14 protein-coding genes are annotated in these 13,299 nt (G+C 47.7%); 10 read left to right on the forward strand and 4 right to left on the reverse strand.

The window, feature by feature from the left end; genetic code table 11:
- Positions 1 to 52: 52 nt before the first annotated feature.
- Positions 53 to 880, reverse strand: coding sequence for a pyrroline-5-carboxylate reductase family protein (locus ACLVWU_RS01980; RefSeq protein WP_413576811.1), 828 nt, complete (start codon positions 878 to 880; stop codon positions 53 to 55).
- A gap of 79 nt (positions 881 to 959) precedes the next feature.
- Entirely contained in the window at positions 960 to 1,610 is a 651-nt protein-coding gene (locus ACLVWU_RS01985) for a YggS family pyridoxal phosphate-dependent enzyme (protein ID WP_413576813.1), read from the reverse strand.
- Between the two features lie 358 nt (positions 1,611 to 1,968).
- Between ACLVWU_RS01985 and ACLVWU_RS01990 the strand changes: the two genes are divergently transcribed.
- The gene (locus tag ACLVWU_RS01990; protein WP_413576815.1) at positions 1,969 to 2,277 is read left to right on the forward strand and encodes a hypothetical protein; all 309 of its coding nucleotides are present in this window, start codon (positions 1,969 to 1,971) and stop codon (positions 2,275 to 2,277) included.
- A 7-nt stretch (positions 2,278 to 2,284) separates the two neighbouring features.
- Here the strand turns inward: ACLVWU_RS01990 and ACLVWU_RS01995 are convergent, their stop codons facing one another.
- Complete coding sequence (locus ACLVWU_RS01995; RefSeq protein ID WP_413576817.1) at positions 2,285 to 2,860, reverse strand: Maf family protein; 576 nt, start codon at positions 2,858 to 2,860, stop codon at positions 2,285 to 2,287.
- 29 nt (positions 2,861 to 2,889) lie between these two features.
- On the opposite strand from ACLVWU_RS01995, the gene ACLVWU_RS02000 reads away from it, so the two are divergent.
- From ACLVWU_RS02000 to ACLVWU_RS02025, 6 genes are read left to right on the forward strand one after another with little or no spacing between them, the layout of a single operon-like run.
- Complete coding sequence (locus ACLVWU_RS02000; protein ID WP_413576820.1) at positions 2,890 to 3,798, forward strand: type II secretion system F family protein; 909 nt, start codon at positions 2,890 to 2,892, stop codon at positions 3,796 to 3,798.
- Entirely contained in the window at positions 3,798 to 4,148 is a 351-nt protein-coding gene (locus tag ACLVWU_RS02005; protein WP_413576822.1) for a DUF192 domain-containing protein, read from the forward strand. Before ACLVWU_RS02000 ends, ACLVWU_RS02005 begins: the two co-directional genes overlap by 1 nt.
- Positions 4,135 to 5,775 (forward strand): FHA domain-containing protein, encoded by a 1,641-nt coding sequence (locus ACLVWU_RS02010; protein ID WP_413576825.1) that lies wholly within the window; start codon positions 4,135 to 4,137, stop codon positions 5,773 to 5,775. Before ACLVWU_RS02005 ends, ACLVWU_RS02010 begins: the two co-directional genes overlap by 14 nt.
- On the forward strand, positions 5,775 to 6,893 hold the full coding sequence (locus tag ACLVWU_RS02015) for an FHA domain-containing protein (RefSeq protein ID WP_413576828.1): 1,119 nt from the start codon (positions 5,775 to 5,777) through the stop codon (positions 6,891 to 6,893). The genes ACLVWU_RS02010 and ACLVWU_RS02015 overlap by 1 nt, the downstream gene beginning before the upstream one ends.
- Before the next feature lies 1 nt (position 6,894).
- The gene (locus ACLVWU_RS02020; RefSeq protein ID WP_413576829.1) at positions 6,895 to 8,889 is read left to right on the forward strand and encodes an FHA domain-containing protein; all 1,995 of its coding nucleotides are present in this window, start codon (positions 6,895 to 6,897) and stop codon (positions 8,887 to 8,889) included.
- A complete protein-coding gene (locus ACLVWU_RS02025; protein ID WP_413576831.1) occupies positions 8,890 to 9,567 on the forward strand; it encodes a hypothetical protein in 678 nt (225 codons plus the stop codon).
- Here ACLVWU_RS02025 and ACLVWU_RS02030 read toward each other — a convergent pair.
- Entirely contained in the window at positions 9,564 to 11,360 is a 1,797-nt protein-coding gene (locus tag ACLVWU_RS02030) for a sulfatase-like hydrolase/transferase (RefSeq protein WP_413576833.1), read from the reverse strand. The two genes, ACLVWU_RS02025 and ACLVWU_RS02030, sit on opposite strands and share 4 nt — an antisense overlap.
- 119 nt (positions 11,361 to 11,479) lie before the next feature.
- On the opposite strand from ACLVWU_RS02030, the gene ACLVWU_RS02035 reads away from it, so the two are divergent.
- The 3 genes from ACLVWU_RS02035 to ACLVWU_RS02045 all read left to right on the forward strand — a co-directional run bounded on the left by ACLVWU_RS02035 (position 11,480) and on the right by ACLVWU_RS02045 (position 13,265).
- Complete coding sequence (locus ACLVWU_RS02035) at positions 11,480 to 12,109, forward strand: MotA/TolQ/ExbB proton channel family protein (protein WP_413576835.1); 630 nt, start codon at positions 11,480 to 11,482, stop codon at positions 12,107 to 12,109.
- A 3-nt stretch (positions 12,110 to 12,112) separates the two neighbouring features.
- Positions 12,113 to 12,517 carry an ExbD/TolR family protein gene (locus ACLVWU_RS02040; protein ID WP_413576837.1) on the forward strand — a complete coding sequence of 135 codons (405 nt, stop codon included), beginning with the start codon at positions 12,113 to 12,115 and terminating at the stop codon, positions 12,515 to 12,517.
- A gap of 235 nt (positions 12,518 to 12,752) precedes the next feature.
- Positions 12,753 to 13,265 carry a hypothetical protein gene (locus ACLVWU_RS02045; protein ID WP_413576839.1) on the forward strand — a complete coding sequence of 171 codons (513 nt, stop codon included), beginning with the start codon at positions 12,753 to 12,755 and terminating at the stop codon, positions 13,263 to 13,265.
- The last annotated feature ends 34 nt before the right edge of the window (positions 13,266 to 13,299 follow it).

The raw sequence follows: 13,299 nt of genomic DNA on the forward strand, positions 1-13,299 counted from the left end.
CCTTGAACGCTATGAATTTAAGAATAGAAGTCCACATGGGGACCCGGCAAGATTATTTGATCTCCCGGGCCATTTCTTTGTTTCTCATCGCGGCTTTTTCAAAGCTGATGCGAAGCGCGCGTTCGATTTCCAGCTCGCGCATGGACTGAAGTCCAGCTGCCGTGACACCCTTTTTTGAGGTGACACGTGCTTGGAGGTCTTCCACGTTTTCGCGGGCTTGAGCGGCTAATAAAGAGGCCCCAACAAATGTTTCAATTGTCATTACGCGAGCTTCTTCAATAGAGAACCCGTGTTCTTCAATCCAATCCTGCCAGTACATCATCATTTCGAAGACAAATCCTGTGCCGCTGGAACAGGAAATCATCAGCGCTTCGAATTGATCTTCGTCGCTCACTTTGATTACGCGACCCAGTGGTGTAAATAGATCCTCAACTGTACTATCAAGAGCGTTGTCATCGTCATCATTCAGCAGGTAACCAATGACTCCGCGACCGATCACTGAAGGAGTGTTGGGCATCACGCGTGCCATGCGAGCGCCATTTAAGAAACGCTCCAGCTTTTCCATGCGGATGCCGGCAGCAACGCTTATCACGATTTTGTGTTCATCGAAAGCTCGGCCCACTGGCTCCAGGGCTATCAGTAGATCCTGTGGCTTGACCGCCAGAATAATGATATCGCAAGTGTCGATGAGTTCTTCGTTGTTCGAGATGGAATTGATTTTAAACTGTTCAACCAGTTTGACCAATTTTCCTTCTGATCTGTTAGAGGCGAAAATATTTTTAGCAGGAATTCCGCCTTCGATAAGGCCTTTGATCATGGCTTGCGCCATATTGCCTGCACCCAGAAATCCGATTTTTTGAGTTTTGAGCAGTGGGTTCATAGAATCATCCTACCTTTAGCAAAGGAATTCGCCAAATGAATTCATCCACTATGTCAGACTCCCTTAACCGGAAATTCGGTTAATTTCTGGCGCCAAAAAGTATGGTACCCAGTCGAACCAGGTTTGCGCCTTCCTGAATGGCCACCCTGAAGTCATTGCTGGTGCCCATGGAAAGTGTTTTTAGGGGATGGCGTGCCAGCTCCGTCGAATTGGCAAGCTTTTGCTGTAATTCCCGAAGCTCTTTGAAGTAAGGACGGACTTCTTCTCCGGTTTCAGTCAGGGGAGGCATGGTCATGAAACCTTCAATGGATAAATGAGGAAGTTGGCAGAGTTCCTTCCAGTTTGTCAGAATCGACTGTTTGTCAAAGCCGCTCTTGCTTTCCTCTTTTGCCAAATTGACCTGAATCAGAATTCTTTGGTTTACATTCTTGCTTTCGCATTGGCGGTTAAGAGTTTGAGCCAGCTCCAGGGAGTCGACGGAGTGAATCAAATGAAACTTCCCGACGACGTGTTTGGCTTTGTTCTTTTGAAGGTGGCCAATCAGATGCCATTCGATATCGGAAAGATCTTGCAGCTGTTCTTGTTTTTCCAGAGCTTCCTGTACGTAGTTCTCTCCGAAGCGACGCTGACCTAGGTTGTATAGATCGCGGATCTTCGCCACCGGCTGAAGTTTGGAAACAGCAAGAATTTTGTCGGCGCCGACTTCGGCCCGGATGTCCTGAAAGCTCATAACCAAAATCTAACAACTATTCCCCAAAACTTCCAACAATGGCGCAATGCGCTTGGATTATTTCGCAGAAATTAAGTTTATAAATACCATCGCTACTTTTTTGTTGACGGGGGCTGGGGGTGCTCCTATAACATGGTTCATGTATAGCTCCTCCCGAATGGCGACATACAAATCTCACGACCCTCGGCTGCGTCTTAGGAAGCAGTTCGGGGGCGCGCTTTTAAAAAATAGCAATGCAAAAACAGCAAGGCCGATCAGCACCAAACATGCGATGCATGTAGTACTGAGTTCATGTCAGGCCGTAGGGGAGCATTCATTTCGCAATTCAAAAAACTGGAAGCGGATTTCAGAAATTCTGGTGACTCAAGCACGGAAGTATCGCGTGGAACTGCGGGAGCAGCTCAACGATGGTGACCAGTTACAACTTTTGATCAAGGTCAGAAGTCGTGAGGCCTTCAATGGATTCATCCGGGCCGTCAGTGGAATGATTTCCATGGCGATCACCGGGGCCGCCAAGACGCGCTCACTGAAAGATAAGTTTTGGAGTTTTAGACCGTGGAGCCGGATCGTGCCACTGCTTCGTGGTTATAAAGTTCAAACTGATGAGTGGGTGCAGAAGTACGTGATTGATCTGCGAACGTTGAAGCCGCGAAGGGCTCCAGCCTGATTGAAATTTAAATCTGTGTTAGTAAATTCTTAACCAATTGCACAGGCAGACCCACGACATTATCAAAGGGGCCTTCGATTTTTTCGACGAAATTACCGCCCAAGCCCTGTATGCCATAGGCGCCGGCTTTATCCATGGGTTCACCGGTCTCGATGTAGGTCCAAATTTCCTGGTCCGTCAGATTCCTGAAAAAAACTTTTGTAGTTTCAATTTGAGACAGTTCTTTACCTGTTGCCGAGTCGATAATGCAGACTCCGGTTTGCACATCATGAGATTTACCGGACAAACGTCGAAGCATTTTGAAGGCATCGTCCTTGTCAGCTGGCTTTCCTTGCAGCTCACCCTCTACGATCACCTCAGTGTCGGCGGAAATGAGAGTAAACTCCTGTTCTTTACTGGACTTTAGGTGTGCAAAAGCGGCTCTCGCCTTACGTCTGGCGATGTCCAAAATCTGATCCGCGGCATTCAGGTTTTTGTCAGGAATTTCCGATACTTTTACTGATGCTACGTCGAATGAAAAACCTGCTTCTTTGAGCAGTTGTTTTCGGCGTGGAGACTCGGAAGCCAGGATCAATGTTTTCATGAGTCTGAATAGAACATAAAGAGGCCAAAATGGGAAGCGCAGAGTTAATGCTGATTTTGGGTCTGCTCCTAGCGGGAGTAGCGGTCTTCCTATTCGTAAATTCCATCTTTGCCAGCAACGCAGACAAGCAGCAATTATCTTGGGCGAATAACGATGAACCGGCAAAATCAAAAAATCCGATCATTAACTTTTCGCGTCCGTTGGTTCATCAATTCACTTTGCAGCACGCCTTAAGAATTCGCAGCGAGAACTATCGCCGACGAGTTCGCAAGTACATCAAGACTTCGGGATTGTCCCAGGAGCTTAACGAAGATGAGTTCATCGGACTGCAGCTCCTGTGGGGCGTGATGTTCCCGATCTTCCTGTTGATCATGAACTTCTCGCTGCAATTGGGATTGTCGTGGTTCATGTGTGTGGGTGTGGGTTTGGTGGGATTCTATCTTCCCCAAGTTCATGCACAGGGTGAAAAGAAACGCCGCGAACTTTCGGTGCGCGGGGATCTACCATTCTTCATCGACCTGTTGGCGTTGTCGGTGGAAGCGGGGCTGGACTTTTTCTCGGCGATTCAAAAAATCGTGGATAAAGCCCAAGGTACGAAAAGTGTTCTGGCTGATGAATTTTCCATCGTGTTGAAGGATATCAAGATCGGTGCTTCGAAAACCCAGGCCTTGAAAGACATGAGTGAGCGCCTGGATATGGGCGAGATCACAAGTTTTGTAGCCGTGCTTATCGATGCGGAAGCAACCGGTGCCAGTATTTCGCAGGTTCTGAAGGATCAGTCAGAGCAAATGCGTATGGAGCGCTTCGTGCGCGCCGAGAAAGCCGGTGCGAGAGCCTCCCAGGCGATTCTGATACCTTTGATGTTATTTATTTTACCAGCCGTGTTCATTATGGTTTTTGGACCGGTCGCGATTTCATTTATGTATGGGCCTAAATAATGATGAAGAAGCTTGAGAACGTCACAACCAAAGCCACTTTGATTCCGAATCTGGAAGTCGCAGACTCTATCCAGACTCGAGGCGTGGGTCTATTGGGACGCAGTTCTTTGGCGGAAGATCAGGCGCTGTGGATTTTAAGATGCAACAGCATTCATACGTTTTTTATGAAGTTCGCAATTGATTGTGTGTTTGTGGATAAGAACCTGAAGGTTAAAGCTGTGTACAGAAATGTAAAACCTTGGCGCTTGGTGCTTCCAGTGTGGGGTGCAAGTTCTGTGGTCGAGATGGCTTCAGGGGTTAGCAGCAAGTTGAATATCAACGTGGGAGATCAACTCAATGTGGGCGCTTAGAATTTTGTCCGGCCCGCAAGCCGGAGGCATTTTAGAGCTTAAGATGGGCCGAAATCTGGTCGGTCGGTCTCCACAATGTGATATCAAAATCACCAGCCCGGGTGTTTCTAAAGAACACAGCGAGATCGTTGTTTACAGCGATAAGATTGTCGTCACGGATTTGAAATCCAGCAATGGAACATACTTAAACGGTGTGCGCATGCAGACGGGATTGATGCGTCTGGGGGATAAGCTGGGAATTCATGATGTTCTTGTGGACATCATTCCGGCTCCTGAAAAAAGAGCCCCGGCCCAGACTCCGGCGATGGCTCATCCTGGATATGGAATTCCGCAAAACATGCCAGCGGGAATGCCGGCTGGAATGCCGCAACCAATGGGCATGCCTCAGCCGATGATGGGTGCTGATGCGAATGGTGCGGTACCTGAAGCAGCTCCGGCCTACAATGCGGGTGGCTTGAAAGCTCTGTGGGACAGATTCATGGAATATCTGGATCGCGTGGCTTTGCCAGGCGTTTACAAAATTCCTACCTTCCTTGAGTTCCGCATGGTGTTGCTGGGATTTGTGGTGATCTTTATTTTTGTCACGACGTTGCTAGCGATGATTCCAATGGTGCAAATCACCAGAGCGAGCATCATCACAGAAAGTAAACGTCGTGCAGCTTCCATTGCCAGAACGCTGGCGACGATTAATCAGGCGGCACTTCTGCAAAACAGTTTTTCATCTTTAACGACTAATCAAGCCGAATCAGAAGACGGTGTGAAGCAGGTTCTGATAGTTCAGCAGTCTGATGGAATGATTCTGGCTCCGGCTTCCCGCGCGGGAACCACTCCAGACTTGCCGTTCGTGCATCAGGCTCGTCGTGAAATGCGCCCGGAATCGGTAGAGGTTGACTCGACCACCATTGGTGCAAGTTTTCCGATCGGCCTGTTTGATCCAAGTACGGGCGAGCAATCGGTCAAAGCCCATGCAATCGTACTTTATGATATTGGCAGTTTGGCCTTTGATGATGGACGGGCGATCAGCTTGTTCATGCAGACACTGGTTATTGCAACATTGGTGGGTTTGATATTGTTCTTCTTTATGTACAAATTGGTGGAATACCCGCTGGTCGTATTGAATCAGCAATTGGATACTGCGATGAGGGAAAAGAACGATAATACCAGTGTCGATTTTATCTTTCCGCCTTTGCAGGCGTTAATTGGCAATATCAACAGTCTGTTGACTCGTTATATTCATGGTGAGGGTGATGCACAGGCGGGTGGTATTGGTGGTTTCGTTAATAAGGATGGCGAAGCCGAAAACCTGGTTCAGCTTATTGGCTTTCCATCACTTGCCATTTCCAAAGACGGTCGCATCATGGCGGGAAGTCAGTCTTTCAGCCAGATTGCGCGCACTGAAGTTGGTGCCCTGATCGGTCAGCAGTATCAGGCAATTCCGGACGTGGCCTTGCAGCAGAATCTGACAGATTTGATGGCCAGAACCCGTGAAAATCCTAGAACTATTCAAACGGATCATTTGGAGTTCAACGGACACCCTTGTGTGTTGAGCTGCCAGGCAATGTCTTCACAGCCTCAGGATGTGGATTACTTCGTAATCACTATCTCGCCGGCAGAGGGAGGTTCCTAATGGGAGCAGCTCCTAAAGCGAAGGACGCATTGAAGTTTGATATCGAAGTGGTCAAAGGCCCGCACATGGGTCTGCGATTGTCGTTTGCGAGTGGTTCAGCAAAAATTGGACGTGGTCCAGAGAATGATATCGTTCTGGCAAATGATCCACGCATCAGTCGTTTGCATGCAGAAATTCGTCAGCGTGGAAACGAATTCCTGATCGTCAACTTGAGTCAAAAGAACTTCGTCATGTTGAATGGCGAAAGCATTCAATCCGAAATCCTGCATAAGGGTTCGGTGATTCAAGTGGGTGATTCAGAGATTCGCTTTACTCCGGAAGCTGTTGCCGCAGAGCCGGAAATACCTTCAGTCCCAGTCTTGAAACCGGTTGTGAATCAGGGGATTCCGAATATGCCAGCTGCGGGAAGACCACAAATGCCGACGCAAGGCATGCCGCAAATGCCAGCTGCTCAAGCCCCAAACCAGATGGGTCAAGTGCGACCGCAAATGCCAATGGGACAACCCCAACCTCAGGCAAATCAATACCGTCAGGCGCGTCCCGCGGCGGGGGCTGCAGGTGGCGGAGGACTTTCAAATCCGCGGGTTCGTTTTTATGCAATTGTTGCTGTGATCGGTTTGGCAGCGTGGTTCTTGCTGTCGCCTTCCAAAAAGGGTGCTGCAAAAGATCCGAATGCCTTCAGAAACTCGGCAATCAGTATTCAGGACGTGGCTGATGCGGAAAAACGCACTGAAGAGTTAAGAAATATCAAAAAAGAAAAATATGATTCCGTTCAGTATAAACGTGCTCAGGAAAACTTCATTCGTGGCTTCCGTGATTTCCAACAGGGGCAGTATGCGCGTGCGCGGGAATCCTTCCAGGTGGTATTGAATCTGGATCCAGAGAATGAGTTGGCAAAACGCTACTATCACCTTTCCAAGATTAAATTTGACGAATTGGTTAAATTTAATCTGATTCAAGGTGCCCGTTACAGAGAGAAAAAGAACTGGCGTATGTGCCAGTCGAACTATTCAAATGTGATCACGATGTTACAAAATCGTCGTGATGATCCTAGTTACAAAGAGGCTAAGCAGTTTTATGAGGAATGTACTTTGAATCTGGAAGGAGGACGACTCTAATATGGCACATCTGATAGTGCGTCTTCGCGGAAAGACAGTTTACAACATGCCTTTGGAGGACGGTCGCTCCTATGTGGCCGGCCGTAAAGAGGACTGTGATATCGTATTGCAGCCCGAAAAAGGCATTTCTCGCGAGCATTTTAAAATTTCTTCTGAAAGTGGTCAGTGGACTTTGCAGGTTGTTTCCCGTTATGGGGAAGTGATGGTGAATGGCGAGCCCGTTCAACAGGTTGCATTGGACCATGGTTTTTCATTTACAATTCCACCCTATGAATTTGATTTTCTGATGTCATCAGCAACAGCGCAGCCAGCGATGGTTGAGGTCGCAGCTTCTCCGTCGTCTTCAGAGGCCAGCTACTTGCCGGCGGTACAAGGTGAAATGGGTGCCGAGAAAACTATCGTTGGTGCAGCGCCAACAGCCGCATTCATTAAAATTGTGGATGCATCGGGTGATGCTAAAGAATTGATTCGCCTTGATGAAGGGGACGCCTGGATTGCAGGGCGCGATGCCTCTTGCCACATTCAAATCCGTGATCAAAGGGTCAGTCGTCGTCAGTTTGAGCTTCGCCGCAACGGCAATCAGTATCAGATTATCGATCTGGGCAGTGTAAACGGAACTCTCGTTAATGGTAATCCGATTTCCTCTACAGAAGTGACTTCGATTCGCAGTGGTGATGCCATCACAGTTTTGGATAACTACCTGTTCTTTGAATTGCACGATGCTCACTTCCAAAGTCGTCTGGACATGGTAAAAGTGGCGCCACCAAATCCATTGGTGCAAATGTCAGAACAGGCATACGGTATTGCTCCTTATCAACAGCAGGGCGGAGTGCCGATGCAGTATCAGCCTCAGTACGGCCAAATGCCGGGGCCTGTTGCACCGGCTGCAGAGGGCAAAGCCAAGTTTGATTTCCAGAAACACCGTCCAAAAATTATCGGTGGTGCTGTGGCATTGCTTTTAGTGGCGTATTTGTTCAGTGGCGGTGAAAAGAAAACCGACGGCCCAAAAACGGCGGGAACCGCGGCAGCGCCGGGTTCACCACAGGAAGTATTTGGTAAATTGAAACCCGAGCAGCAAGCTCTGGTTCGTCAAAGATATAAAGACGCGAAGAACCTATACATGCAGGGTAAGTATCAGCTGGCTCAGGATGAAATCGTGAAAATTCACGAGATGGTTCCTGACTATGAAGATACCAAGGAAATTCAACGTCTGGCCAAAGAAGCTATCTATATTCAGGAGCTAAACATCCGCGAAGCAGAGCGTGAAAAAGCGAAGGCGGAAGCGGAACAAAAGATTCAGAATCAGGTTTTGATCTGCCAAAAGAAAATCAATCCGAATACCACCATGGATGAACTCGATGAGTGTTTGTCCAGCGTCATGCAGTTTAATCCGGATCATCCAAAGATTCTGGATTTAAAAACTCAGGTCGAAGTTATTACCACTAATCGTGAAACACAGAAAGCGCAGCGTGCTGAATATCAGTCTCAGGTGGCGCGGTTAAAAGCTATTTACGATAAAGCGCAGTCATTGCACAAGAACTCGCAAAAGCCTTTGGATATCATCGAGGCTTATGAAAAAGTCCTGGCTTCAAAACTGCCTGATCCGAATAGCTATAAAGCACAGGCTTCGCGAAGCATTGCCTCGATTCGCAGTCAGATGAATTCAAAAACGGCGGCATTGCAAAGCGAATCCGAAAAGCTTTATCAGGCCGGAAATCTGAAGGGATCCATCCTGGCGCTTAGAAAAGCCAAAGGGATTGATCCGGAAAATCCAGAGTTGCCAGAGAAAATTGAAAAGCGTGTCACGGAATTGCGCAAGCAGATGATGACCCTTTATCAAGAGGGTATTCTGGAGGAAAGCTTTGGTAACGTCGATGGCGGCGAGGCCAAAGCTGGTGCCAAAGATAAGTGGAAGAAGATTCTGGAGCTGGATATTCCGGATGGTGAGTACTACAGAAAAGCGCACATTAAGCTTAAGAAATATGGAGCTCTTTAGATGAAGTTGCAAGAGCGTTCCTACAGTGGAAAAATCATGCGTCCCAAGCCTTTGATTCATGCCGAAGAGGACGGATCCTTGATTGTGGTTGTGACAACCTGGGGTCAGCCAGAGCATGGTGAGCGCGCCTTGAACGAAGTAGTCAAGTACGTCAGCGCTGCCAAAGCGGATGTGGAAGTCACGTCACCATTTGAATTTCTAACTTGTATTAGTGATGAGGCGAACTATGTTCGCACGGCTTTGATGATTGCCAATGATGCTCTTTATCGGGGTGAAAATCGCAAGGAATATGCTTCAGGTGTTGAAGTGCTCGCAATGTTCAGACGCGGATCGCAGGTTGCGTGGGCGCAGGTCGGTGCTCCAAGTATTTTCGTACAAAGACAGAATCAACGGTTGCAGCCTTTAAGTATCGCCACCGATCTGGCCTCAGAACTGCGCGATCAAGGGGTGCTGCCGCCACTGCCAGCTCAGCTGTTGGGACTGGATCCGACTTGCAATATTCAGACGGGACACACACATGTCGCAGAAGGTGATAAGTTGGTTTTGTTTGCCGGAACTTCGGTTGCGACAACGTTGTGGGGCTTGCAGTCTTACGAAACCGATTTAAACATGCTGACACAGGCGATGATTCAGGAAGAGCCAGAACTTCCATTCTGGCTGGGAATGATCGCAGTCTAATTATCTTCTTTGTCGATGGTTTCCAATGATTTATAAACTTGCGTGCGGATTTTCGCATTTTCGGGCAGATGCAATGCCAGCTCAGCGCGGGAAGGTGCATACAGGTTTTCACGCGATGTATCCCAGACCAATCCTAAAGCAATATTATTGCGCTGTATTTCCTGATCCAGCATGTAGTTCTTAAAGGAGCGTTCAAATTTCTTTCTTTGGGCCTCTTTGGCCAGACCGCGAACGTCTGCGCGCAGCCAATCCACCAGATCTAAAAATAACGGATCATTGCAGTTCTTCATGCGAGTGGCATCGACCTCTTTAGAGGTCAGCAGTTCAATGCAAGGATCTGAAGTTTTCGGATTCTTGATGTTCAGGTTCTTCTCGCCGACGTACTGCCATACGCTGACGCCATTTTTAATGCCCAGGTTTCTAAGCGAGTCCCAGTCTTTTTGATTCAGTGACAGTTGCGCTGTCCAATTTAAGATACTGATGTTCTTATAAACAGAATTGTTGCCCAGTCGTTTTAGGTCGCGCAGTAACAAGGGTTCCTGATCCAGGCGAGTCCAGCGGTCATAGGGAATCGAAAGCTTTGCGAGCCATTCAGAATTCAAAGGTGTGTAAGCCGGAAATTGATTCTTTCTGATTAAATGTTGCAGCCGTGTGGTTGTTGGCAGCAAGCTTTGCTGAAGCATTGGCAGTGGAGTGACTTCCATGCGATCAACCAGAGTATTGTAAAGCTTTGGAGTTTCGTCGTTGATCAGCAGAACGTGGTGAGAAATGATGGCCACACGTAAAGGACCAGCATTGCGCCATAAAGCCCAGCCGGATTCGATCGGGAAGGGGCGATCTTCGGGCCAGCTGGCTTCAGGACTTTTCAAAACTCCGGTTAATGAATGAATCGGAAAATCCCCGCCGTCACCCTCGATAACGCTTTCACCAAGAAGTTCAAAAAGGGTCTTGCCGACATCTGCCAAAGTGACGTTTTGATCCACTTTCCAGTAGATGGGTTCGTCGCCCTTTTTCTTCTTTTGTGCGGGCTTGATGAATAGCGCCACCTGGGTGTTTTCAGAATTTAAGTTTAAAGTCGGAAAGTCGCGACGATCACGGCGTTCACCATTATTATGACCACTGAGTCCTACCAGCATGACCGTGGTATTTTCCCAGCGGCGGGCCGATTTTATTTGTGTGATCAGTTCGTAAAGACTTTCATCGAACTCATCAACCTGGGATTCAAAGCTCAGGTTGCGGGTTTCCCCAAGTTCCGTCGTCGTAATTGTATTTGTGAATTGCAAATCCGGTGCGTAAAGAACGCTGAAGAACGGACCATTTCCAACATCGTGGCGAAGCCATTGCATAAAATTTGCGGCGTTCTTTTTAAACGGGCGGTACAAGTTGGAAAAACCAGGGGCAATGCTGTCATCAAAGAGCTCGAACCCTTGATTTAGTCCAGAGCGTCGAAAAACAGGAGCGCCGCCGGTGAAGAAACTAGTTCGGTAGTCTTGGTAAACGGCAACTTCGGATGCCAGTTCTATTTCGGCGGCCAAACCCGGACCGCCATTATGTCGCACCTTGTGCTGATAAGGGTGAAGTCCTGTAAGAACAGAGGTCAGCGCCGGTGTACTTAATGTGGAAGTTGTAAAGGCATGAGTGAAGCGGACTGACTCGTTGCAAAGCAATTGAAAACCAGACTTAGTTCCTGCGTAACCGTCATTTGAGCAAGTGATATCAGACACGGCAAGGTTGTCAGCTGCAATGATAAGAATTGAACTCTTGTCACTTGATTGGCAGCCAAGCTGGACCATGCTTAATGCGCATAGTGTGAAAGCTAAAATGATTCTCCGCATATCTTGACCGTATGACATTGATCTAGAGATAATGAATCAATAATTTTTGCTAGTCAAAGTTTTGAAAGGACATCTCGATGCTTGCAGAGAAAATTTTTGGTGTTGCACATTTAGCCGATCAGGTTGTGTTGTGGTTGTTACTTATTCTGAGCATTCTTAGTATCGGAATGATTCTTGAGAGATTCTTTGCGTTGAGAAAAGTTTCTTCTGAGTCGCAACGCGTTCGTGCGAAAATTAAACTGGCGATTCAAAGCAATAGCGTTGAAGACATCGAAGATCTTGCTAAAGATCCGGACTCCCTTGAGGGCCGCGCTGCGGGCCAGGCAATGAAGCATCTACGTGCGACGGGAAGCAAAGGCTTGGAAGAAATCTTCAACACATTCGCTCTGACAGAGCGTCCGGATTTAGAGAGATATCTGAACTTCCTGGCAACGTTGGGATCGAACGCTCCTTATATCGGATTGTTTGGTACAGTTTTGGGTATCATGAAAGCCTTCAATGACTTGGCGACGGCCCCTGAAGCTGGTCAACAAACTGTTATGGCAGGTATTTCCATGGCCCTTGTTGCAACTGCCGCCGGTCTGTTCGTGGCAATCCCAGCGGTTATTGCTTACAACTATTACAGCAAACAAGTGCGTGGGATCTTTAACTCCCTAGAGAGTGTCAAAGAACTTTGCCTTGCATACGCTAAGAAAAAAGGTGTTTAAACCATGGCAATGAAGAATGGGGAAAACAACGAAGCCATAGCGGACATTAACGTTGTCCCATTGGTGGATATCATCCTGGTGGTCCTGATCATCTTCATGGTCACGGCACCGATGTTCATCAAGCCTTCGATTAACGTAAATCTGCCAAAAGCAGCCAGCGGTGATCAGACGGCTCCAAGTAAACTGAATATTTCCCTGACTGCGGATGGACGTATTAACTTAAACGGGGCGTTCGTTGACGAAGCCACTGTGAAAGCCAAAGCCATCGAGGAAGTGACGAAGAACACAGAAGTTCAGGCGATCATTTCAGCGGATAAAGATGTGCCACATGGCAAAGTGGTCGGGCTTCTGGACATCGTAAAAGGTGCCGGAGTTAAGAAGTTCGCGATCAGTATCGATAAAAAATAGTCTCAATTTGAAGACCCTTCCACTCGGAAGGGTCTTTTTGTATCAGCTCCAGTCGCGGCTTTCCGGGACTTAGAGCGAATTTTTCAAAATATTTTCCGCCTTGTTTTGTAACTCCGACAGTTCAACAGCACCCAATTGCATTCCAATTATTTTTGCACGACCTTCGAGGGGCTTTTGTGTCATTTCTCAATTTGATACGGCTAAAGTCCTGCTCGGGAACTCCGATCAAGGAAGCATGTTTAAACGTGCGGCTTCAGAAGTTCAATTTATTGCAATCACATTTGTGCTGGTAGTGCTATTGGGCGCGCGTACGTTTGCAAGTTTGACTGAAGAAGATCCTCCGACTCAAGAACCACAGCAAGCGGCCACTTCGGTTTTGGCAAAAGATAGCAACCGTCGTCCCGCTTCCATTCCAGAGACAACAGTCGCTCCTCAAAAAATCGGATCGTCGCTTCATGAATCCGCTGATGTGGATCTAAACTGCAAAACCAAAACTGGTGCTCTTGAAGTGCACGCTGGTTACGTCCAGTTCAAAGGTAAAAACTGCAATGCAGGTGTTTCCGTGGGCGAGATTCAGATTGTGAACAAAAGCAACGGTTATACGGCTTCGGTTTTTGATCGCGGCTCTGACAGATATCAAACGGATCTGATCCAGTTGAAGCCTGGCCAGAATGAAATCGCCATTCGTTATGAAAAAGCCGGTCGTCAGGTTGAAGAAATCATCCGGATCAGCTCTACCAAGATTTAAATCTTATTTCCCTTTTTCGACTTTCTTCCGCAAA

Source organism: Bdellovibrio sp. HCB290, from assembly GCF_047305925.1.
GTDB lineage: Bacteria > Bdellovibrionota > Bdellovibrionia > Bdellovibrionales > Bdellovibrionaceae > Bdellovibrio.

Coding starts and splice junctions, on each gene's coding strand:
- ACLVWU_RS02040 (WP_413576837.1), top strand. CDS start 12,113: ATGGCAATGAAGAATGGGGAAAACAACGAAGCCATAGCGGACATTAAC.
- ACLVWU_RS02025 (WP_413576831.1), top strand. CDS start 8,890: ATGAAGTTGCAAGAGCGTTCCTACAGTGGAAAAATCATGCGTCCCAAG.
- ACLVWU_RS02035 (WP_413576835.1), top strand. CDS start 11,480: ATGCTTGCAGAGAAAATTTTTGGTGTTGCACATTTAGCCGATCAGGTT.
- ACLVWU_RS01980 (WP_413576811.1), bottom strand. CDS start 880: ATGAACCCACTGCTCAAAACTCAAAAAATCGGATTTCTGGGTGCAGGC.
- ACLVWU_RS01985 (WP_413576813.1), bottom strand. CDS start 1,610: ATGAGCTTTCAGGACATCCGGGCCGAAGTCGGCGCCGACAAAATTCTT.
- ACLVWU_RS02000 (WP_413576820.1), top strand. CDS start 2,890: ATGGGAAGCGCAGAGTTAATGCTGATTTTGGGTCTGCTCCTAGCGGGA.
- ACLVWU_RS02015 (WP_413576828.1), top strand. CDS start 5,775: ATGGGAGCAGCTCCTAAAGCGAAGGACGCATTGAAGTTTGATATCGAA.
- ACLVWU_RS02020 (WP_413576829.1), top strand. CDS start 6,895: ATGGCACATCTGATAGTGCGTCTTCGCGGAAAGACAGTTTACAACATG.
- ACLVWU_RS02005 (WP_413576822.1), top strand. CDS start 3,798: ATGATGAAGAAGCTTGAGAACGTCACAACCAAAGCCACTTTGATTCCG.
- ACLVWU_RS01995 (WP_413576817.1), bottom strand. CDS start 2,860: ATGAAAACATTGATCCTGGCTTCCGAGTCTCCACGCCGAAAACAACTG.
- ACLVWU_RS02030 (WP_413576833.1), bottom strand. CDS start 11,360: ATGGTCCAGCTTGGCTGCCAATCAAGTGACAAGAGTTCAATTCTTATC.
- ACLVWU_RS02045 (WP_413576839.1), top strand. CDS start 12,753: ATGTTTAAACGTGCGGCTTCAGAAGTTCAATTTATTGCAATCACATTT.
- ACLVWU_RS02010 (WP_413576825.1), top strand. CDS start 4,135: ATGTGGGCGCTTAGAATTTTGTCCGGCCCGCAAGCCGGAGGCATTTTA.